The following is a 21,864-nucleotide window of genomic DNA, read 5'->3' as shown; positions in this document are numbered from 1 at the left end:
ACGGCAACACCTTTTCCGGTAGCCCGTTATTGCTTTTACCTATGACAGAAACATAAAGCCCCACTTATGTGAGGCTTTATCAAGGACTTTCATTTTCTAATCGTTACAGATTACAGGTACTCAGTCTCAGAAGGGAATCTCGTCATCAAAATCATCAAAGCTGCCCGGGTCCGGAGCGCCGTACTGGTTATTTTGATTATTCTGCTGGTGGTTCGGTTGGCCGCCCTGCTGAGGTGGCTGGGGTGCTGGCTGCTGCTGAGGCGGGCGTTGTGGTTGCTGCTGCTGTGGGGGCGGGTTATTGCCCTGGAACTGGTTATTACCCTGCGGTGGGTAGCTGCCACCCTGCTGGGGCTGAGCGTTCGGGTAGCCACCGCCGCCCTGAAAATCACCGCCGCCGCGCGAGTCGAGCATCTGCATGTCGTTGGCGACAATTTCCGTGCTGTATTTATCCTGGCCGTTCTGATCCTGCCATTTGCGTGTCTGCAGGCGACCTTCAATGTAGACCTTGGAGCCTTTCTTCAGGTACTGCTGGGCGATCTCTGCCGTCTTATTGAACAGCACGATGCGGTGCCACTCGGTGCGTTCCTGACGCTGGCCGGTCTGCTTGTCCATCCAGGTATCGCTGGTGGCCAGGTTGAGGTTGGCCACGGCCGTACCGGAGGGGGTGAAACGTACTTCAGGGTCCTGACCGAGGTTACCGATCAGGATGACTTTATTGATTCCGCGCGCCATAAAAGATGCTCCTTGATACCATTCATAATAATTTGAGGGCCGCCCGCTCGCTTGGCCGCCTTACCGCCGTGGGGGTGTCAGAAGGCGCGTTAATGCGTCCTGATCCAACTGCTGCCGATTCACCTTGAGGTAAGCCAGACGTTCTTCCGGCACTACCATTACGTCTTCCACACCGGCCACATCGGCCAGGCGCTCCATCAGGGTGTCGAGGGTATCACCATGGTTATCGCCAAGGGCAACCACCTCACTGGAAAGTGGCGGCGGTGCAGGCATCGACCACATGACCACCCACCACAGCAGGGCCAGGCCAGCACTGCCGAAAAATACCGCATCCAGGCCCCAGTGATGAGCCAGAAAACCACCCAGGGTGCCGCCTAAAAAGGCGCCTAGAAACTGCCCAGTGGAATAAACTCCCATGGCCGTGCCTTTTGCCCCCGCTGGCGCCAGTTTACTGAGCATGGAAGGCAAGGTGGCTTCAAGCAAGTTAAAACCGGTAAAAAACACCAGCAGCCAGACAAAAAGCCCCCTGCCATCCGCTACCGGCAGGCCCAGCGCCGCCAGGCTCAGAGTGATGGCGCCCACTGCCAACAGGCAGATCAGCTTCATATGCTGATACTTCTCGGCAATGATCACCAGAGGCAGCATTAGCACAAAGGCCGCGCCCATGATGGCCAGATAGGTCATGCCGTGGCGCTCCACGCCAATCCCCGCCTCCAGCAGACGAAACGGCACCGCGACAAAAATCGCCATCAGCACCAGATGCAGGGCAAAGATCGAGACATCCAGGCGCCACAGGTCAGGCCGGGTGATGACATGGCGCAGCTGGCGACGATCCATACCCACATCGCGGTGCTTGAGCCGCCGGGGAGCGGCCGGCACCCAGCGCCATAGCACCACAATGCCTACCAACGTCAGCAGGGCGGTAAACCAGAAAACGCTGGCAAGCCCGGTGCGTGCGGCCAGCCAGGGGCCAAGCACCATGGCCAACGCAAAGGAAAGGCCGATCGACAAACCAATGGCCGCCATGGCCAGAGTACGCACCTGCTCGCGGGTCTGGTCAGCCAGCAGCGCCATGATCACCGCGGCCACAGCACCGCTGCCCTGCAGGGCACGGCCGATGATAATACCGCTAATCGAGTCCGCCAGCGCCGCCACCACACTGCCCAGCCCGAACAGCAAAAGGCCAATCACAATCATGCGTTTGCGGCCGAAACGATCCGACAACCAGCCAAACGGAATCTGCAGGCAAGCCTGGGTCAAGCCGTAAATGCCCAGTGCCAGGCCGATCAACAGCGGAGTGGCACCAGCCAGCTCATCGGCGTAGAGCGCCAGCACCGGCAGCACCATGAAAAGCCCCAGCATACGCGAGGCATAAAGCCCGGCCAGGCCACTGATCGCGCGGCGCTCAGACGTCAGCAAAAGTGCAAAAACGTGTCGCATAAGGTCCTTGATTGACAGAGTCCTTGAAAACGGTCTTTGAAAACAGTCCTTGAAAACGGTTCTTGAAAACAGTCTCGATGAAAACAGGCTTGATCCGACAACCGCGCGAATCAAAAGACACAGCACAAGCGCACAAGGCAGCCCGCTATTCTAACGCTTTGCGGGCAACGTTGACATTATCCACGCGGCAAAGACGTGGTTTGTTTACGCATCCTTTTTGCCCCATAAGGTATAAGAAACGTATAATTATCCTTTTGCCGTACACCACGAGGTGTTGATGGACAGCATTCTGGTCAGGGGTGCCCGCACCCATAACCTCAAAGAGATCGATGTTGAGCTTCCCCGCGACAGGCTGATCGTGATTACCGGGCTTTCCGGCTCCGGCAAGTCATCGCTGGCGTTTGATACCCTGTATGCGGAAGGCCAGCGGCGCTATGTGGAATCGCTCTCGACCTATGCGCGCCAGTTCCTGTCGATGATGGAAAAGCCCGACGTTGACCATATTGAAGGCCTGTCACCGGCGATTTCCATCGAGCAGAAATCGACCTCCCACAACCCGCGTTCCACCGTGGGGACCATCACCGAGATCTACGACTATCTGCGCCTGCTGTTTGCCCGCGCCGGTACGCCGCGCTGCCCGGAACACGGCGAGGATCTGGAAGCCCAGACGATTTCCCAGATGGTCGATCAGGTCATGAACCTCGCCGAAGGCACCAAGCTGATGCTGCTGGCGCCTGTGGTCAAGGGCCGCAAGGGTGAACACCTGCAGCTGTTAGCGGAGCTGCGCGCCCAGGGGTTTGTGCGCGTGCTGATCGACGGTCAGGTGTTGGAACTGGATGATATCGCGCCGCTGGACAAGCGCAAGAAACACGATATCAGCGTGGTAGTTGACCGCTTCAAGGTGCGCGATGATATTGCCCAGCGCCTGGCAGAATCCTTCGAGACCGCCATCAATCTGGCCGACGGCACCGCCATGATCCACTTTATGGACGGCGATCAGGAAGACCTGGCCTTTTCATCGCGCTTTGCCTGCCCGGTGTGCGGCTACTCCCTAGCCGAGCTTGAACCGCGCATGTTCTCGTTCAATAACCCGGCGGGTGCCTGCCCGACCTGTGATGGCCTGGGGGTGCAGCAGTATTTCGACCCTGAAAAGCTGATCAGCCATCCGGAGCTTTCCCTGGCCGAAGGGGTGATCAAGGGCTGGGACAGGCGCAGCGTCTATTACTTCAGCCAGCTACAGGCGCTGGCCAAGCACTATGGATTTAAGTTGGAAACCCCCTGGCAGGAGCTTACTCAGTACGACCAGGACCTGATTCTCAACGGCAGCGGCGACGAGCCGGTGCCGTTCAGCTACGTCAGCGACCGTGGCCGTAAGGTCATCCGTGAACACCCGTTTGAAGGGGTCTTGCCCAACCTGCAGCGCCGCTACCGGGAAACCGAATCCAACATGGTGCGCGATGATCTGGTCAAGTACATTGCCGTGCAGCCCTGCGCGACCTGTAGCGGCTCGCGGCTGCGCAAGGAATCCCGCCATGTGTTTGTCGATGACCATACCATTGCCGATATTGTCCACTTCCCCATCGGCGAGGCCTGGCGCTATTTTGCTTCCCTGACGCTGCCGGGGCGCAAGGGTGAAATCGCCGAAAAGATCGTCAATGAAATCCATGCGCGGCTGGAGTTTCTGGTCAACGTCGGGCTGGATTACCTCAACCTCGAGCGCAGCGCTGATACCCTTTCCGGCGGCGAGGCCCAGCGCATCCGCCTGGCCAGCCAGATTGGCGCGGGGCTGGTCGGGGTCATGTATATTCTCGATGAGCCGTCCATCGGCCTGCACCAGCGCGACAACGACCGCCTGCTGAAAACCCTGGAGCGCCTGCGCGATCTGGGCAATACCGTGATTGTGGTCGAGCACGATGAAGATGCCATTCGCGCCGCTGACCACGTGCTGGATATCGGCCCCGGCGCCGGGGTACATGGTGGTCAGATCGTTGCCCAAGGCACGCCCCAGCAGATCATGGATAACCCGGATTCTCTCACCGGCCAGTATCTTTGTGGCAGCCGCGAGATTGCCGTGCCTCCCTACCGCATTCCCGCTAACCCGGAAAAGCAGCTGGTGTTAAGCGGGGCCACCGGCAACAACCTGCAGGATGTCACCCTGAGCCTGCCACTGGGCTGCTTTGTGTGCATTACCGGGGTGTCCGGCTCGGGCAAATCGACGCTGATCAACGGCACTCTGATGCCGATTGCCGCCCGAGAGCTGAACCGGGCCACCACCCTGAAGGCCGCACCCTACCGCAAGATCGAGGGGCTGGAGCAGCTCGACAAGGTCATTGATATCGACCAGAGCCCAATCGGCCGCACGCCGCGCTCCAATCCGGCCACCTATACCGGCATTTTCACGCCTATTCGTGAGCTGTTTGCGGGCACCCAGGAAGCCCGCTCACGGGGCTACAAGCCAGGGCGTTTCTCGTTCAACGTCAAGGGTGGGCGCTGCGAGGCCTGCCAGGGCGAAGGCATGATCAAGGTGGAGATGCACTTTCTGCCGGATATCTATGTGCCTTGTGATGTGTGCAAGGGCAAGCGCTATAACCGCGAGACCCTGGATATTCATTACAAGGGCAAAACCATCCATCAGGTGCTGGAAATGACCGTGGAAGACGCCCTTGAGTTCTTCAGCCCGGTGCCTGCCATTGCCCGGCGCCTGCAGACCCTGCTCGATGTGGGGCTTTCCTACATTCGCCTGGGGCAGAGCGCGACCACGCTATCCGGCGGCGAAGCCCAGCGAGTCAAGCTGGCTCGCGAGCTGGCCAAGCGCGATACCGGCAAGACATTGTATATTCTCGATGAGCCCACCACCGGGCTGCACTTCGAGGATATCCGCCAGCTGCTGACTGTCCTGCACCGCCTGCGTGACCATGGCAACAGCATCGTGGTGATCGAGCACAACCTAGATGTGATCAAGACTGCTGACTGGCTGATTGACCTTGGCCCGGAAGGGGGTTCCGGCGGCGGGCAGATCATCGCCGAAGGGACGCCAGAGCAGGTGGCCAAGATGAAAGTGTCCCACACCGGGCGCTTTCTCCAGCCGCTGCTTGAGCGTCAGCTGCGCAGAGGAAAGGTCGGGTAAGCAGCCAGCAGGCCGTCCAGCTCGTTACAGACAAAGTGTGGTTCGATCCAGTGGCCAAGGTGCTCATGGACATAATGCAGAAAGCGCTGCGCCGATTGCGGCAGGCGCTGGTCGCTGCGCACGATAAACTGCCAGTGGCTTTCAATCGGCAGGCCTGCCACTGGCAGCACGGCAAGCTCGGGGTGTTCCTTGGGCAGCACGTGCTCTGATAGCACCGCCACGCCCATGCGGGCGGCGACGCCCACGCGGATGGCCTCATTGCTGGCCATCTGCAGGGTCTTTTGCATGCTCACGCCCTGCTCCTGCAGCCAGCTATCCAGCAGCATGCGGGTCGCTGAACCGGGCTCTCGCAGTAGTAAGCGTTCACTTAATAGCTGCTCCAGGCTGATCGACGATTGCTGTGCCAGCGGATGGTCAGCGGCCGCTATCGCCACCAGGGGGTTACGCATGAAACGCGCCGCTACCGCGTGGGCCAATGCGGGCGGATGGCTGAACACATAGAGATCGTCTTCATGGCGGTCAAAACGCGCCAGCACCTGGCGACGATTGCCGATATGCACAGTGACATCCACATCGGGAAACGCCTGGCTGAACGGCCCTAAAAGCCTCGGCAGCACATACTGGGCGGTGTTCACCAGCACAATGCTGAAACGCCCTTTACGGCCATACTGCAAATCGCTTAGCTGATCGGCAAAGTCATCAAAACGCCCCAGCACATCCCGGCTGGCTTGATACAGCGCCTGGCCGGTTGCCGTCATGGTCAGCCCTTGGGCATGCTGTTCAAACAGCGGGCTGCCGACCGCCTCACTCAGCCGCTTGAGCTGCTGCGACACGGTAGGCTGGGTAAGATGCAGCTGGCGCGCTGCGGCGCTGACCGAGCCACAGCGGACAACGGTGACGTAGACTTGCAGCAGCCGAAACGTCAGATGGCGAATGTTCACAGCAAAGCTTCCTTGGTTTACATAGATAATTATCTATACTTTTCTTTGAATATATTATTAGTTATCTCACGTCCTCGCTCGCAAAATGCAGCTTCTTTTTTGTGATTCAAGCTTTGCTGACGTTAAGGAGCGCCTTGTATGCCCGATATTGTGGTGATGTTTTTCTTGCTGGGGCTGGTTGCCGGAGCGGTGAAATCCGATCTTGAAGTACCCAAGGCCACTTACGACACCCTGAGCCTGCTGTTAATGCTGACCATCGGCCTGAAAGGCGGCATGGCACTTTACGGCAACATCCACTGGGGGCTGGTGCCCGAACTGCTGGGTGTCGCCCTGCTCTCGGCGTTCATTCCACTGATGCTGATGCCGATACTGCGCCGTCTGGTGCGCCTGTCATCGGCAGACAGCGCCAGCATAGCGGCCCACTACGGCTCGGTCAGCGCCGGTACCTTTGCAGTGGGACTTGCCTATGTGGAAGCCCGTGAGCTGGCGGTCGGCAGTGAAGTGACGCTGTATCTGGTGGCCATGGAGCTGCCGGCCATCATGGTGGCGATTGCTTTGTTCCGGCGCCACCAGGGCGCTGCCGTCAAGGAAAGCACCAGCAAGCTATGGCATGAAACCCTGACCAACCGGGGGGTTATCCTGCTGACCGGCGGTGTGCTGATTGGTGCGCTTTACGGCCCCGTTCAAGGTGAAGAAGTCACCGCCCTGTTCACCAATGCCTTCAAAGGCGTCCTGGCGCTCTTCCTGCTGGAAATGGGCCTGACTGCCGCACAGACCCTGCGCCCCATCCCCTGGCATCACTGGCGGCTGGTTACCTTTGCCCTGGTCACGCCGATGGTGTTGTCACTGCTGGGGATTCTGGTCGGTGCCCTGGTCGGCTTACCCATCGGCTCGGTGGTGATTCTGGCCGCCCTGGCCGCCAGTGCCTCCTACATTGCCGCCCCCGCTGCTATGCGCGCGGCGGTTCCCCAAGCCAATATCGGCCTGGCCATGCTGGCGTCGCTGGGGGTTACCTTCCCGCTCAACGTCATGCTCGGCATACCGCTTTATCATCGGCTGATCGAACATCTGCTGGGCTAGCTCTGCTGTGCTTTAAATAGAAAAAACCCGGAGGCGAGAAACGCTTCCGGATTTTCAGACGAGCTATTTAGCCAGACTTCAACCGCATTTGGACCAGCCGCAACCGGCGTAACAGGTTGGGCAGCCGTCCATCATAATCAGCTCACCACGGCATTCCGGGCAATGGCCAACCACTGCGGGGCCACTGCCTTCAGGCTTTTTTGCGCTGCTATCTGCCTCATTGGCCGCGCCACCGATCGGCTCGACGGCACCGCTTGCAGCCTCCGCTTCTGGCTCACCCGCTGGCGGCTGCCAGGCGTGGCCGTGCTGCATGCGGTGATGATAGCGCTCCACCAGGGTTTCCACCGGTACCTGGTTGCCGTCCTGATCAAGAAACCCGCGACGGTAAAGAATCTGCTGGATTGACCAGGCAATCGCCGAGACTTCCGAATCATGGAACATCGGCTTGCCCCAGCGGTTCCAGCCGCAGCGCACCAGGCCCTTGTCCCAGGCCACTTTACGCAAGTCGGCCACAGCCTGCGTCACGTAACCGCCGCGCGCCGCCAGTGACAGGCTACGCATGGTGGCGGTGATCCACTGGTGCTCGCTGGAAAGCTGGCCTGAGGGGAAGAAGAACTCCACCGGGCGCTCGATCACCACCCGCTTACCGCCTACCACGCCTTCTACCGGCATGAAGGACACCAGCAGGTAGACTTTCTTGCGCCCTTCAGCGCCCACATAGGAGATTTTTTCAGACACCGCTTCCAGGGTGCCTTCCGGGCGCGACGGAATGCGCACCGTCAGTGGGTCTTCTTCCAACAGCGCCGCCGCCTGGGGGGCGGGCTCGTCCTGTTTGATGCGATAACCGACAATCTTCGAGGTAATTTCAACCGTCATGTGTGTTCTCCACAAAACCAAGCAAGTGATGGTAGCAGTATAGGGTATCCGCTTCGCCCGGCGGCGCAGCGGGCGGCCCTTACCATTTGCCGTAAGTGCCTTCTTTCAAGCCATCAAACAGGTTGGCGGCGTTGTGCTCTTCACCATCGTAAATGACTTTTTCATCACCGCTCAGCTCAACGGTTTCACCGTTTTCCAGCTCAAACACATAGGTGGTGTTTTTCAGGTCATCTTCACGTACCAGTACGCCCTGGAAGGCTTCCGGGTTGAAGCGGAAGGTTGTGCAGCCTTTCAGGCGGCTTTCATAGGCTTGCAGGTAAAGATCCTGGAACTTCTCGAACGGGAACTCGGTGGGCACGTTAACGGTTTTTGAAATCGCTGAATCCACCCACTGCTGGGCAGCCGCCTGAACCGCAACGTGCTGCTCGGGGGTCACCGCATCAGCGGTAATAAAGTAATCCGGCAGATCGCTTTCTACCGCGTCTGAGGCAATAAAGTGACGGTAGGCGGCCAGCTCAAACGAGACAACCTCGACCTGCTCCTTGGTCTTTTTGCCCGACTGGATAATATTGCGGAAATAGCGGTGCGAGAACGAAGGCTCGATACCGTTAGAGGCGTTGTTACCCATCGACAGCGAAATGGTGCCGGTCGGGGCAATCGAGCTATGGTGGGTAAAGCGCGCGCCGTGCTCTGCCAGCTGGGCAACCAGTTCCGGCTCAAGCTCAGCGACCTTGGCCATATACTGGCTGTAACGGGCATGCAGAATGCGCCCCGGCACTTTATCGCCGATTTCGTAGCCGTCTTTTTTCAGCTGGGGGCGCTCACGCATCATCTTGGCGGTAATGGTGTGCTCTTCTGCCAGTACCGGCGCCATGCCTTTTTCCTTGGACAGCTCCAGCGCCTGCTTCCAGCCTTCCAGCGCCAGGTGGCGGCTGACTTCCTCGGTGAAGGCCAGTGATTCCTTGGAACCATAGGGAATCTTGAGCATGGTCATGGTCGAACCCAAACCCAGAAAACCCATGCCGTGGCGGCGCTTGTTTTCGATTTCACGCTGCTGCTGGGGCAGCGGCAGGCCAGCAATTTCCACCACGTTGTCGAGCATACGGGTGAACACCGCAACGACCTTGCGGTAGCGCTCCCAGTCAAAGCGCGGCTTGTTGCCGAAGGGGTCAATCACGAACTTGGTCAGGTTGACCGAGCCCAAAAGGCACGCGCCTTCTGGCGGCAACGGCTGCTCACCGCAGGGGTTGGTGGCGCGGATATCCTCGCAGAACCAGTTGTTGTTCATGCGGTTGACCTGATCAATCAGGATAAAGCCCGGCTCTGCGTAATCGTAGGTGGAGGACATGATGGTATCCCACAGCTCGCGGGCCTTGATAACTTCCACGATACGGCAGGCCACGCGGCCTTCCTCATCAACCGTGTAGCCGTCTTCCACCACTGGCCAGTCGCGGTAGATAAGGTCTTCCGGCTTGACGTCGTCCTTCTCGCCCGGATGCAGCGGGAAAGCCAGCGGCCAGTCGGCATTGTCCTTGACCGCTTCCATGAATTCATCGGTGATCAACAGGCTGAGGTTGAACTGGCGCAGACGCCCGGACTCGCGCTTGGCCTGGATAAACTCACGCACATCCGGGTGGCCCACATCAAAGGTGCCCATCTGGGCGCCACGACGGCCACCGGCGGAAGCCACGGTGAAGCACATCTTGTCGTAGATATCCATGAACGCCAGCGGGCCATTGGTGCCAGCACCAGCGCCAAACACGAAGGCACCCTTGTGGCGCAGGGTCGAGAAATCATAGCCAATACCCGCCCCGGATTTCAGGGTCATACCGGCATCGACCACAGAATCAAGAATATCGCGCATGGAATCGCGGATGGTGCGCGACACGGTGCAGTTGATCAGGCTGACGGCAGGTTTGTACTCTTCAGCGCCAGCGTTGGACAGAATCCGCCCAGCCGGAATGGCACCGTGCTCCAGCGCCCACTGAAAGCGCGGCAGCCATTCGTCTGCCTTGTCACCTTCTACCGCTGCCAGGGCGCGGGCCACCCGCTCATAGGTGGCGCTGACATCCTGATCCACCGGTTGGCTGTGGCGATCCTTGAGCCGATACTTGGAGTCCCAGATTTCCTGTGAAGGCGCCTGCAACGGAACAGCATTGGATGTCTTTACGGCTTTGGCAGCAGTACTCATGTGGCAAAACTCCTTCATCAACGGGTTATTCTCGGCCCAAAACGCAAGGCATTATACGGTCTGAAAGTAGCAAGTATAGTCTTGACAGACACCATATAGGCTAATTTTTTTGTAAAAAAATACTAGATATAGAAAAATCAGCACCTTAGCCTTTTGCCTTGGTCAATGTCGTTGTAGGCTTGCATTTTTGCCTGAGAAGAGCCTGCCATGGGTACGCGCACCTTTTGTAAGAACTTATCCTTTACCCTCTTGGCTATTGGCTGTTTACCCACCCTGGCGCTGGCCACGCCCTATAACATCAGCGATGCCCAGCGCCATCAGCACTGGCAGTCGATGGCGCTGTCGCTTGGGGATGAGCGGCATTTTCGCGCGGTAGAAGCCCATAGCTATTCGGATGCCACCTTCAGCGTCAATGCTACCCAGGGCATTTGTGACCTGCCCTGGCTTGAAATGCGCGTCACCCTGGAAACCCTGCAAGGCGAGGACACCACCCTGAATATGGTGCCAACCCTGGTGCGTGTGGATGATCGGCCAATTCATCAGGGCGTCGCGGAATTTATCACCCAGCGCGGCGATGATGGCTTTTATGCCCATTTCTACCTGAACGGCCTGGAGACCCTGCTGGAGGAAATGCCGGCGGGTGATCAGCTGTTTGTTGCCTTTGAACAGGGTGAGCGCGACCCCTGGCATATGACCTTCAGCCTAGCGGGCGCCGACGCCGCTCTGGCTCGCCTGCAGGCAAGCTGCTCAAACGGTGGTAGTGAAGACGAGCGAGACGATGAGTTACGCCCGGCGGTGTCACTTTACAGCGAAAGCGTCTCAACAGGCGACGGCCGGGAGAACCAGTAACCCTGATAGGCTCGGCAGCCTTCGGCATACAGCCAGTCACGATGGGCGCCGGTTTCCACGCCCTCAGCGATGACCTCAAGCTCCAGGCTGTGGGCCAGGGCGATGACGGTGCGCACAATCGCCGCGTCCGCCGGGTCTTCCAGCACGTCGCGTACAAAGGACTGATCAATCTTGAGCTGATCCAGCGGCAGGCGTTTGAGATACGCCAGGGAGGAATAGCCGGTACCGAAATCATCCAGCGAGAAGCGCACGCCCAGTTGGCGCAACTGCTCCATCCGGGTGCGAATCACGCCCAGATCTTCCATCAGCAGGTTTTCGGTGACTTCCAGTTTGAGCCGGTGAGGATTAGCCGCGGTGCGCGCCAGCACCGCTTCCACCTGGGCCACAAAGCGCGGCTGGCGGAACTGGTTGGGGCTGACGTTGACCGCAATCGTCAACCCTTCGGTTGCCGGTGAGCGGGCCCATTGGGCCAGCTGCTGGCAAGCCGTTTCAAGCACCCACTCCCCGATCTCACCAATCAGGTGGCTCTCTTCTGCGACCGGAATGAAAATCCCCGGCGACACCAGGCCGCGAACAGGGTGATGCCAGCGCACCAGTGCCTCAACGCCAATCACATCGCCTTCGGCGTTGACCTGGGTCTGGTAGAACAGCACCAGCTCTTGGCGCTCTATGGCATAGCGCAGATCACCTTCCAGCTGGGCACGTTCGACCACCGCCGCATGCATCGAGGGGTCGAAGAAGCGCAGCGCGTTGCGCCCGGCGGCCTTGGCCTGATACATGGCCAGGTCAGCCTGCTGGAGAATCGCACTGACCCCGACATTATCGCCATGAAAAAGGGTAATCCCGATACTGCCGCTGATCTGCAAGGCGTGGCCTTCCACCTCTATTGGTTCCAGCAGGGCACTCAGCAATTTACGGGCAGTGGCCTCGGCGCCCTGCATGGCGGCCGTTTCACTTTCGCCCAGTTCATGCAGCATGACCACAAACTCATCGCCGCCCAGGCGCGCCACGGTATCGCTGTCTCTGACCACGCCTGCCAGCCGCTCGGCTACCCCTTTCAACAGGCCATCTCCCAGGTAATGGCCGAGGCTGTCGTTGATGGTCTTGAAGTTATCCAGATCAATAAACATCAGCCCGCTATAGAGGCCTTCCCGCTGAGTTTCCTTGAGGGCGGTTTCCAGGCGATCAATCAGCAGGCGGCGGTTGGGTAACAGGGTCAGCGAATCATAGAAGGCCAGCTGGTGAATCTCCTGCTCGGCAGCTTTGCGCTGGGTAATATCACTCAGCGTTGCCACGTAGTGGGTAATCTCCTGCTGGTCATTACGCACCACACTGATAGTCAGCCATTGCGGGTAAACCTCACCACTCCTGCGCCGGTTCCACACCTCGCCCTGCCAACGGTTATACCGGTTCAGGTCTTGCCACATGGCGCGGTAGAAGGCCTTGTCATGGCGACCGGAGCTGAGTACCGCCGGGGTTTTGCCAATCACCTCGTCTTCACGGTAGCCAGTGATATCGCTAAAGGTGTGGTTAACCTGAATAATGCGATTATGGGCATCGGCGATAAACATGCCCAGATGGGTTTCGAACGCCATGGCGGCAATCTTGAGCTGGGCCGCTTCAAGCTCGGTGGCCTGCTGGGCACGGGTGCGGGCGGCCACTTCCTTGGCCAGCTGATTGCGATGCTCACGCAGAGCCTGTTCGGCCACATACAGCTGGCGATAGTGACGCAATGCCACGATGCCCATCCCAACCAACAAACAGCACCCAATCAGCAGCGCCCAGAAGCGCCGCCACCAGTCATACAGGTAGACGGTGGTATCTTCTCCCACAATCACCAGCCAAGGCGCCATTTCCAGCTTATAGCCGGTAAACAGACGCTGGTCGCCATCCAGCGGCGACGGGCGTATCCAGCTGTTGTTGTGGTGGTGGGAATCCAGAAACCTCGCCAGCTGCGGCGTATCCACCCTTTTATCAATCAAGGTGGTCGCCTGGCTATCTTCGCCGCTACGTTGCACCATCAGCTGCTGGGCAACGTCCAACAGCGCTATGCTGTCGCCCTCGCGTAAGGGTAATTGATTGACCAGCGTCACCAGATGGGTGGGCGACAGCCAGGCTACCGCCAGCGCTTCCAGTTGCCCCTGGCTATTTTCAATCTGTAAGGCGTGCAGCAGATAAGGCGTCCGCTCGGCGTCGTTGGCATGAAAAACCTTGGACACCCCGCTTTTCTGGCCATTGTCGGCGGTCAACGTCAAAAGCAGCGTCCAGTCTTGTGCTGACAAGGATGAAGTATAGGTGCCTGCTATCACGCTGCCGTCTGGCGTGAGAACGGTCACCTCGTCCCAGACCGGCAGGCTATCGCGGCGGCTGTCAAGCAGCTCGCTCAGCTCAGAGGTGGAGAGATGGCCGGTGGTCATCAGTTGGTACAGCTCAGTTACCCCGCGCAGCGATTGCCGTGAGGTCTCCAGAGCGCTCTCCAACCATTGAGCCACCATTTGAGCGCTGGTTTCGGTACGCGCCTGTGCCAGCTGCTGCTGGTTAAAATAGTAATGGCGCATCTCCCAGGCCACTAGCCCTAGTAGCCCAACCAGCAGTGCGCAGGCGCTCCAGGTGGCGCGGCGCGGTGACATCCAGCGGCTTAGCAGTGCGCGTAGCATCAGGCTTGCCCTCCTTCAGCCACTTCTATCCGGTTACGCCCGGCATGTTTGGCACGGTACATAGCCTGATCAGCCCGAGCTACCAGGGTTTTGCAGCTGTCTTCCGGCTGCCAGGCGGCCACCCCCACGCTGACCGTCAGCGATGTATCCAGGCCTTCAACATGCAAGGTGGTGACCAGCACGCGCAGACGCTCCGCCAGACCTGCCAGGGCGGTGAAGTCTGCGTGGCGGGCCAGCACCACAAATTCCTCGCCGCCCCAGCGTCCCAGATGGTCGCAGCCACGCAGAGACGCTTCGACCTGATGCGCCAGGGCGACCAGCACATCATCACCCAGCGCATGGCCGTAGGTATCGTTGATGGCCTTGAAGTGATCCACATCGAACAGCAGTACCCCAAACTGGGCCCCATAGCGTTGGGCCGCCACCAGCTCGGCGTCAATGGCCTGTTCAATCCGGTAGCGGTTCCACACCTGGGTCAGCGGGTCAAAATGGGCCAACTGTTCAAGGCGCTGATTGGCGCTGGCAAGCGCCTTGCGCTCGCGCTCCAGGTGGTCATTGAGCTGGCTGATCTCATAGCTGGAAATTGCCAGGGTCAGGTCTTCGCCCAGATCCACTGCTGCCAGACGTTCAACCCGCTGCCACGCCTCACTGCGCCGGGTGGTGGCCGCTTGCCGCCCGGCCGCGTTGGGTGGCGCGGTCAGTAAAGCCGTTAGCGGATCAAGGGGGCGTATTGCCCAATAGCGGGTTTCTGACTGTTCGGGGCGGAATAACAGCATCCAGCCATTTTGCTGCTGGCTGAAGGGTAGTGCCATGGCCAGGGCACCACAGCGATCTCCCATCGCCAGGGAGCGGGTCAGCGGATTTTCTGCCAGCTGGCGAGTACACCAGGGGCCGCTATAACCATGGGTGCGTGCCAGACGCTTGACCCACTGATTAATGACCCTGACCTGGGGCGTTTTGCCTGCTGAACAGACGTTGCCGTTTATCCATAGCGTTATACCATCGGCGCGGAACAGCTCCATCCAGGTATTGGCCTGCGCTTCAAGCAGCTGTTGCGGGCTGCGCGGCTCCTTGCGGGCGGTGCTGGCCAGCACCAGGCTATCCTGAACACGCTGCAGGAAGCGGGCCTCCTGACGTGCTCGCAGCAACAACAGCCGCTGAGTGGTCATCTGCACCAGGGCACGTACCGCATCGCGCACGGGGGGCGGCGTTGGGTGGGCATCGGCTGAATGACAGATCACCATCCCCCAGAGGTCGTTATCTCCCTGTATGGCAATGTTCAAGGCACCACATACCCCCAGCTGCTTTAAATAATCTACCCGCGCGGGGCTAGGCGCGCGCACCAGGGTGGTATCCAGTGAACAAACCTGCTGCGCGCTGCTTTGCAGGCGTTCGGCAGGCGTGAAAAAAGTCATCTGAACCGGCGGCACCTGAACATTGGGAATATAACGCACTGGATGGCGTTCGTAGCTGCGCCGCAATAACAGCGGAAAATCGCTGGCAGGAAAGTATTGACCAAGCAGAGTGGGCAGTTTTCCACCCCGGGATTCCGCCCGTATCAGGCCATTCCAGTCGCTATCAAAATGGCATACCACAACCCGGTCGTGCCCGGTCAGTTGTTGAATGGCATCGACCAGATAGTCCAGCAACACTTGCTGGTGGGTGGCGTCAGCCAGGTGCATCAGCCACTCATTCACGGCCCCGAGAAGGCGTTGCTTGCCCAGCGACTGTAGCGCCTCAATTTCTATCAGTACGCAGTGGGCGCTGCGCACGGCATGTAGCTGATAGCGCACTTGTCGCCCATCAGTATGGCGCACAAACGTCAGCGGCGCTGGCAGGCGCTCGCGGCCTTGCAAGTCATGGCGCAAGCGTTGGCAAAGCCGCTTGCCGAGCAGACAGGCAAGCGATGGGCGAGACGTTATTGCAGCATCCGCCCCCAGCAGGCCAATCAGGTTATCGCTAACCGCATGTACCTGGCGGCATGCACTGTCTGCCACCACCAGAGCACCAAAGGGCTGTATCTGCCATAGCGGTAGAGTGGATGCGCTATTCATGAACTATTTTTCACGGGTCGTATTTTATTGATACCCATCACAGTCTATGACAATGATTGACTATAAATGATTAAGAATGGTGGCTTATGGTAATGGCTGGCCAGCGTTCAGAGTTGCTGACGCAGGATCAGTTCTACCCGTCGGTTGGCGGCCCGCCCCTCTGGTGTTGTGTTATTTTCCATCGGCTGGGTATCCGCATAGCCCACGGCACGCATCCGATAGATATCCAACCCTTCACTTTCCAGATGACGAACCACGGCAATCGCACGGGCGGCCGACAACTCCCAGTTGGACGGAAAGCGTGCCGTGGCAATCGGAATATTGTCAGTATGCCCTTCCACCGAAATCTGGCCGTCAAAGGATTCCAGCACCTCTACCAGGCTTTCAATCACACCCCGCCCCTGGGCGGTCAGCTCTGCCTGGCCGCTGGCAAATAATAGGCTGTCATCAATGCGTAGTGTGACACCTTCACGCCCCTGCTCGACATTCACCCCAGGAATACTCAGACCCGAGAACTTTGGCTGCAGGCCATCGCTACGCGGCATGATCCCGGTCGCCAAGGTGGCCAACGGGAAAGACGGCACGGCACCAGGTGGACGCATGGCCTCTCTAGCCTCGCCGTTTCCTACTGGTGTCAGCGCCAGCAGCAGTACAAAGAGCGTGATCAGCAGCGTCAGTACATCCAGGTAGCTAGTTAGCCAGCTTTCGTCATCACCACTGTCAACGGCAACCGGTTCCAGTGTGCGCCGGGTATCACGATCCAACATGGCCAATTACCCCTTGCGTGGTTTGACATTAGGATCGCGGATTTCATCGTGGTAGTTGGCCACGAAGGAGTTAAGCGTTTCCTCAATAAACGACGGCAGGCGGCGCTTGGTAATCAGCGAAATACCTTCGAGCACCATGTTCATGGTGATCAGGCGTTCTTCAGTGCGGCGCTCCAGCTTGACGGCGATCGGCTTGAAGATCAGGTTGGCCAGTAGAATCCCATAGAAAGTGGTCAATAGCGCCACCGCCATGCGTGGGCCGATGACTTCAAGATCACCGGCGTCCATCACTTCCAGCATATTCACCAACCCCACCAGGGTGCCAATCATGCCAAAGGCCGGCGCATAGGTGGCCATGGTGCGGAAAATCTGCGCTTCCGCGTGCTCGCGGGCTTTGAGGCGGGCAATCCGCCAGCGCAGCATATCGAAGATCTCATCTTCCTTGGTATTGGCAATCACCAGCTGAATACCAGAGCGCAAAAACGGGTTGCGAGTGTACTGCAGGGCGTCCTCGACTGCACGAACGTCGCCTTTGAACCATAGTCGCGACATGTCCACCAGTTCTTTGATGTCATCGCGCACGTAGGTATTTTCACGCCGGAACACCACACCCACCAGGCGAACCACTCTCAGCACCTCGCGCAGCGGATAGCTGATAAAGGTAGCGGCCAGGGTGCCGGTCACCACGATCGCCAGCCCCGGCAGGTTGAGAAAACTTTCCGGCGATTCAGCCGTAAAAAATAGAACACTGACCAGCAGTACAATGCTGGCAAACATACCGATTAGCGTTGAGGGGTTCATCAACGGCTCCTTGCCGGTCTTTTGATCAAGTGGAAAACAGACGCTCAAGCGTCAGAGATTGGCCCTGCATCAGGCAGAGTCGTTGAGCTTTGCTCGCAAGCGGCTGATAGCCTGGCTGTGCAGCTGGGAAACCCGGGATTCGGTAACGCCGAGTACAGCGCCGATTTCCTTCAGGTTGAGCTCTTCCTGGTAATACAGCGCCATTAACAGCTTTTCGCGCTCGGGTAACGCTTCAATACCGGCGACCAGGTGCTGACGCTGCTGGCTGTCGAGAAGCTGTTCGAAGGGGCGGCTCTGAGCACTCTGGTTATCCGGCTCGCCACCATCTTCCACCAGGGTCTCATAGGGCAACAGCTGCCCGCTGTTGGTGTCCTGCAATACCTGATGATAATCGCTCAGCGACATATCCAGCCCGGCGGCGATCTCGCTTTCCTCCGGCGCTCGGCCAAGCTGCTGCTCCAGCTGCCTGACGGTTTCATCAATCGCCCGAGCGGAACGTCGCACGCTGCGTGGCAGCCAGTCCCGGGTACGCAGCTCGTCCATCATCGCCCCGCGAATACGCTGGCTGGCAAAGGTGGCAAAAGTGGCCCCCTGGCTGGCATCAAAGCGGCTGAGTGCCTCAAGCAGCCCGACCGTGCCGGCCTGAATCAAATCATCCAGCTCGATACTGGCCGGCAGGCGCACCTGTAGCGAGAGCGCCTGACGCCGCACCAGAGGCATGTATTGCGTCAACTGGTCCTGCTGTTCGAATCTGCCCTGTGCTGTGTACATCTTTTCGCCTCGCGGCTGGACTCGCGTTACTGATAATTAACGATGATCTGCATGCCCTGAACGCGTACCGGCCTGTGTCCTTGCGGCAAGGTAAAGCGAAAATGCAGCGGCGTCTGCGCACTTACCCCTGCAAATGCCCGGGTACTGCCACGCTGCATCGGCAAGGCCAGGCAGCTTTGGGGGTGGCAAAGCCAGGCATTCACCGACTGCCCCGGAGGAGGCTCCCAGCGCCATTGCACCTGGCTTATCACCCCTTCGCCCACTGGTGTACCCGGCGGTGGCGTCGCGCGGCGCGTCTCGCTGGGGCGGTCACTCATGGCGACCAGGGTGCCCGGTACGCTGGCCACCCAGCTGCCGCTTGCTGCCAGGGCAGCGGCGGGCAGCCATAACAAAGCCAACACTCCAATGCCTACCCGGCGTTGGAGGGTATTGCACAATAATCTGGTATCTGATGGTTTTGGAAACAAGGTTTCATCCGTTGCCAGTAACGCCTGGCCGTGCTGACGTTGACAGTTATCTTCCCTGAGGCTTCCTCCCTGTTTAAGGGGTTGTTCTTAACCGCTCTGATGACCAAACAGACGACTAATACCTATTTGTTAAAAACACCTTAACAATTAGCTTAATGCAAAGCGCTCGCAAAGGCATCTATCTGGCTAAAATCAACAGTTCAATATCCAGGTAAGTCTGTGCCGCCGCTTGCAAATTGCTCAACAGACCGGCCCGTGGCAGATTAGGTTCATGCAGCGCCAGCAAGCGCTGCGGGCCGCCGGATTCCCTCAGCTGACGCAGGGTGCGAAAGGTATCCACAAAACTGTCGGCGTGGCTGTTGACCCAAAGCGCCCAGCGCGAGTAGCGGCGCGCATAGTCATGAAGTGCGGGGTCATCTGCCATTACCACATGAATATCCCAGTTTTCCGGCTTTCCCGCCCAGCATCGCCCTAACGCTGACCACTGTTCAAGACGCTCACGTACCCGATTGGCCTGGCTATTGGCGGTCGAAGGCAGACCCACCACCATCAGTCTTTTCTTCGGCGCGGGCGGCGCGGGGGTGGGTGCTGGTGCTGGCTCAGACGCTGGCGTTGGTTCAGCGGGTTCGGGCGCTGACGGCTGCTCAGTGGTTGGGGAGTCTGCATCACCTTCCTCCTCGGCCTGATCTTGCTGACCCTGCTGCTGACGCTGCAGGTTGGCCCATTTGCGTAACCCTGATGCCTGATCCTGCTCGCTCACACCACACCCTCCCGGTTAACGCTGCCCAACTGGCGGATCGCATCGCGGGCCATCAGGGCGTACAGCAGGGCATCCAGCAAGGCGGTATCGCGGCGTTTCCGGCGCGCCCCCAAAAGCCCCATCAGATCACTGTGTAACGCCACCGCTGCTTCGTCATCGGCATTATCCAGATGCCCGGCAACCGCTGCCGTGCCGCTGGCCATCAACAGGCGCACCTCGGCGTTCACTTCGCCACCGTCATCCTGCTTGAGCTGTTGCCAGGCGCGCCGCGTCAGGGTGGCCAAGCCTTCAGCCTGCAGTTGAATGACCAGCAGGGAGAGAACATCTGCCCCCAGGCGGCGCGGCGTCAGCCAGTAGCGACGGGTAACCACCCGGGCGCTTTCCGGGTCACGCACCTCGGCATACCAGGCCAGTAAGGTTTCGCTCTGGCCATGGGCATCGCGCTCAACACTGTCAACTTCGGCATAGGCGTTCCACAGCTGCATGGGCTGGCCACGAAAACGCACCTCAACGCTATGGGTCAAGGTGCTTTGCGCAAACACCTGTTTAAGGGTCACCCGCTCGCCATCCGCGACTACGCGTTGAGTACCGCGCACCTGGCTGACCCAGGTAAGCTGCTGGGCGTTAAGCCAGGAACGGCTGGGGGTATCAGGCAGTTGAGGCAGTAAATGCACGGCCACGCCGCTTTGTTCAGTCAGCGCTTCCAGGCGTGGCTGCCACCCGGCAGGCTGGCGATGCTGCAGCCAGGGCAGCGCCAGCCAGGCGCCGTCGGGGTCGAGGCCAGTATCCGGCATGGCCCAGTCACAGCCGCGCTCGTTACGCCGTGGCGCCCAGTGCATGCCCAGGGTCGCCCCGGCGGGCGGGTAATCCTGCAGCAGTTTGTCCAGACGCTCAGCCTGAACGCGGATTGGCAGAGCGGCTAAATCCCAACAGGCTTCCAGGTGCGCAAAACCACCTACCCGTTCACGCAGGCGGCTTAGCAGCGAGGACAGCCGCCGCCCCTGACCGAGTACATCTCGCGACCAGCGCGGCAGGCTGAGTGATGGCGCTCCGTCAGGTTCCGCCTGGGCCGAGCGCGGGGTGCGGGTTTTCAGCGCCTGTTCCACCAGCGGGGCGGCGGCCGCCAGGCTCATGTCTTCAGGCACCTGCTGGCCATGAGAGCCAAACAGCACACGCAGGCCATGGCGCATGACAATATCCAGCACCGGCGCCAGCCGCCCGGCTTCGTCCTGCTTGGTGATGATGCAGTCGTCAAGCTCTGCGCCTGCGGCACGGGCTGCCTGGCGATAGCGCAGCACCACTTCTTCCAGAGTTTCCGGCTGGCTAGCAGCGTTCAGCAATAACACCAGCCGTACCTTGGAATGACCGCCCTGCAGCTGGGCAATCTGCTCGATCACCCTTTGATCCCGCTGACTCATGCCCACCGTATCGATAATCACCCACTGTTTGCCCTGCAAACGCCCCAGCAGGGAATCAATCGGCTGCTCGGCGTCCAGTGCGTACATGGGAATATCCAGCAGGCGAGCATAGATACGCAGCTGCTCATGGGCGCCGATACGGAAGCTGTCAGTGGTCACCAGCGCCACTGGCCGGGTGCCATGACGCATCACAAAGCGTGCCGCCAGCTTGGCAGTGGTGGTGGTCTTGCCCACCCCCGTGGGCCCGACCAGAGCGACAATGCCGGCCTGATCAAAAAAGCTGTTTTCATCCTTGAGGACGGTCAGCCGACTGGCCAGCCGGGTACGCAGCCAGGCCAGCGGTTGCTCGCTTTCATCGGCCAGCTGGTTGAAATCCTCCGGCATGCCGGCCAGCAGCTCATTGGCAATTTCAACGCTGAACCCTACTTCAAACAGCAACTGGTGCAGACGCTGCGCCCAGCCTCTGGGCGGCGGTGTGGTTTCCAGCGGCTGCCCGGTGCTGGCCAGCAGGGCGCGCATATCCTGCATTTCCTTGAGCAGGCGTTCGCTCATCGCCTGCAAGGGGTCTGGCTTGGCCTGTTCGAGGTTGGCAGGCTGTGCTTTTGCAGGTACTGGCCGGGATGATGCCGCCGCCAGCGCTGATTCAAACCCCGCCGCGGGCGCTGGTTGCGCCACAGGTGGCTCAGGGGGAATCGGGTCCTCGGGCGCAGGGTCAAAGTGATCCGCCGCCGCGTCGGCCATGGCCAGAATCTCGACTCCCCCTTCTGTGCGGCGGTTGGCAACGATCAGCGCATCATCTCCCAGCGCCTCGCGCACCTGGCGCATTACATCGCGGCTATTGGTGCCAACGAAACGTCTTACGCTCATGTTTCACCCTCTGCCCTTTGGTTCAAAAGTGGAGATACGTGTTCACTCGTGCAGGCTGCTGGCAGC

16 protein-coding genes are annotated in these 21,864 nt (G+C 59.5%); 3 read left to right on the top strand and 13 right to left on the bottom strand.

All coding sequences use genetic code 11. The features are described 5' to 3' along the window. Positions 1 to 126: 126 nt before the first annotated feature. Together ssb and OR573_00680 are read right to left on the bottom strand one after the other, a co-directional pair. Positions 127 to 732: a single-stranded DNA-binding protein gene (ssb, locus tag OR573_00685; protein XGA80203.1), complete on the bottom strand. Its 606-nt coding sequence runs from the start codon at positions 730 to 732 to the stop codon at positions 127 to 129. Between the two features lie 60 nt (positions 733 to 792). After that, positions 793 to 2,172 (bottom strand): MFS transporter, encoded by a 1,380-nt coding sequence (locus OR573_00680; protein ID XGA80202.1) that lies wholly within the window; start codon positions 2,170 to 2,172, stop codon positions 793 to 795. 277 nt (positions 2,173 to 2,449) lie between these two features. Between OR573_00680 and uvrA the strand changes: the two genes are divergently transcribed. After that, positions 2,450 to 5,299: an excinuclease ABC subunit UvrA gene (gene uvrA / locus OR573_00675; GenBank protein ID XGA80201.1), complete on the top strand. Its 2,850-nt coding sequence runs from the start codon at positions 2,450 to 2,452 to the stop codon at positions 5,297 to 5,299. Here the strand turns inward: uvrA and OR573_00670 are convergent. Then, positions 5,272 to 6,240 carry a LysR family transcriptional regulator gene (locus tag OR573_00670; protein ID XGA80200.1) on the bottom strand — a complete coding sequence of 323 codons (969 nt, stop codon included), beginning with the start codon at positions 6,238 to 6,240 and terminating at the stop codon, positions 5,272 to 5,274. The genes uvrA and OR573_00670 overlap by 28 nt on opposite strands. 138 nt (positions 6,241 to 6,378) lie before the next feature. Here OR573_00670 and OR573_00665 point away from each other — a divergent pair, with 138 nt between their 5' ends. After that, positions 6,379 to 7,320 carry a sodium-dependent bicarbonate transport family permease gene (locus OR573_00665; GenBank protein XGA80199.1) on the top strand — a complete coding sequence of 314 codons (942 nt, stop codon included), beginning with the start codon at positions 6,379 to 6,381 and terminating at the stop codon, positions 7,318 to 7,320. A 78-nt stretch (positions 7,321 to 7,398) separates the two neighbouring features. Here OR573_00665 and OR573_00660 read toward each other — a convergent pair whose 3' ends face one another. Together OR573_00660 and OR573_00655 are read right to left on the bottom strand one after the other, a co-directional pair. Continuing rightward, a complete protein-coding gene (locus OR573_00660) occupies positions 7,399 to 8,196 on the bottom strand; it encodes a ribonucleoside-diphosphate reductase (protein XGA80198.1) in 798 nt (265 codons plus the stop codon). Positions 8,197 to 8,275: 79 nt separating this feature from the next. Further along, complete coding sequence (locus tag OR573_00655; protein ID XGA80197.1) at positions 8,276 to 10,387, bottom strand: adenosylcobalamin-dependent ribonucleoside-diphosphate reductase; 2,112 nt, start codon at positions 10,385 to 10,387, stop codon at positions 8,276 to 8,278. A 207-nt stretch (positions 10,388 to 10,594) separates the two neighbouring features. Here OR573_00655 and OR573_00650 point away from each other — a divergent pair, with 207 nt between their 5' ends. Next, entirely contained in the window at positions 10,595 to 11,236 is a 642-nt protein-coding gene (locus tag OR573_00650) for a hypothetical protein (protein ID XGA80196.1), read from the top strand. Here OR573_00650 and OR573_00645 read toward each other — a convergent pair. The 8 genes from OR573_00645 to flhF all read right to left on the bottom strand — a co-directional run bounded on the left by OR573_00645 (position 11,191) and on the right by flhF (position 21,798). Beyond that, positions 11,191 to 13,893 carry an EAL domain-containing protein gene (locus OR573_00645; GenBank protein XGA80195.1) on the bottom strand — a complete coding sequence of 901 codons (2,703 nt, stop codon included), beginning with the start codon at positions 13,891 to 13,893 and terminating at the stop codon, positions 11,191 to 11,193. The two genes, OR573_00650 and OR573_00645, sit on opposite strands and share 46 nt — an antisense overlap. Next, entirely contained in the window at positions 13,893 to 15,947 is a 2,055-nt protein-coding gene (locus OR573_00640; GenBank protein ID XGA80194.1) for a diguanylate cyclase, read from the bottom strand. Before OR573_00640 ends, OR573_00645 begins: the two co-directional genes overlap by 1 nt. A gap of 107 nt (positions 15,948 to 16,054) precedes the next feature. After that, a complete protein-coding gene (locus OR573_00635) occupies positions 16,055 to 16,714 on the bottom strand; it encodes an OmpA family protein (protein XGA80193.1) in 660 nt (219 codons plus the stop codon). A gap of 6 nt (positions 16,715 to 16,720) precedes the next feature. Next, a complete protein-coding gene (locus OR573_00630; GenBank protein XGA80192.1) occupies positions 16,721 to 17,515 on the bottom strand; it encodes a MotA/TolQ/ExbB proton channel family protein in 795 nt (264 codons plus the stop codon). Positions 17,516 to 17,584: 69 nt separating this feature from the next. Beyond that, the gene (locus tag OR573_00625) at positions 17,585 to 18,286 is read right to left on the bottom strand and encodes an RNA polymerase sigma factor FliA (protein XGA80191.1); all 702 of its coding nucleotides are present in this window, start codon (positions 18,284 to 18,286) and stop codon (positions 17,585 to 17,587) included. A gap of 26 nt (positions 18,287 to 18,312) precedes the next feature. Beyond that, the gene (locus OR573_00620; GenBank protein ID XGA80190.1) at positions 18,313 to 18,687 is read right to left on the bottom strand and encodes a flagellar protein FlhE; all 375 of its coding nucleotides are present in this window, start codon (positions 18,685 to 18,687) and stop codon (positions 18,313 to 18,315) included. A 244-nt stretch (positions 18,688 to 18,931) separates the two neighbouring features. Next, positions 18,932 to 19,513 carry a hypothetical protein gene (locus OR573_00615; GenBank protein XGA80189.1) on the bottom strand — a complete coding sequence of 194 codons (582 nt, stop codon included), beginning with the start codon at positions 19,511 to 19,513 and terminating at the stop codon, positions 18,932 to 18,934. After that, positions 19,510 to 21,798 carry a flagellar biosynthesis protein FlhF gene (gene flhF, locus OR573_00610; GenBank protein ID XGA80188.1) on the bottom strand — a complete coding sequence of 763 codons (2,289 nt, stop codon included), beginning with the start codon at positions 21,796 to 21,798 and terminating at the stop codon, positions 19,510 to 19,512. The genes OR573_00615 and flhF overlap by 4 nt, the downstream gene beginning before the upstream one ends. Positions 21,799 to 21,864 lie beyond the last annotated feature (66 nt).

This window comes from Halomonas sp. CH40 (genome assembly GCA_041875495.1).
Classification (GTDB): Bacteria; Pseudomonadota; Gammaproteobacteria; order Pseudomonadales; family Halomonadaceae; genus Vreelandella.
The sequence above is the reverse complement of the archived record's forward strand: the minus strand, read 5'-3'. Positions and strand labels throughout refer to the sequence as shown.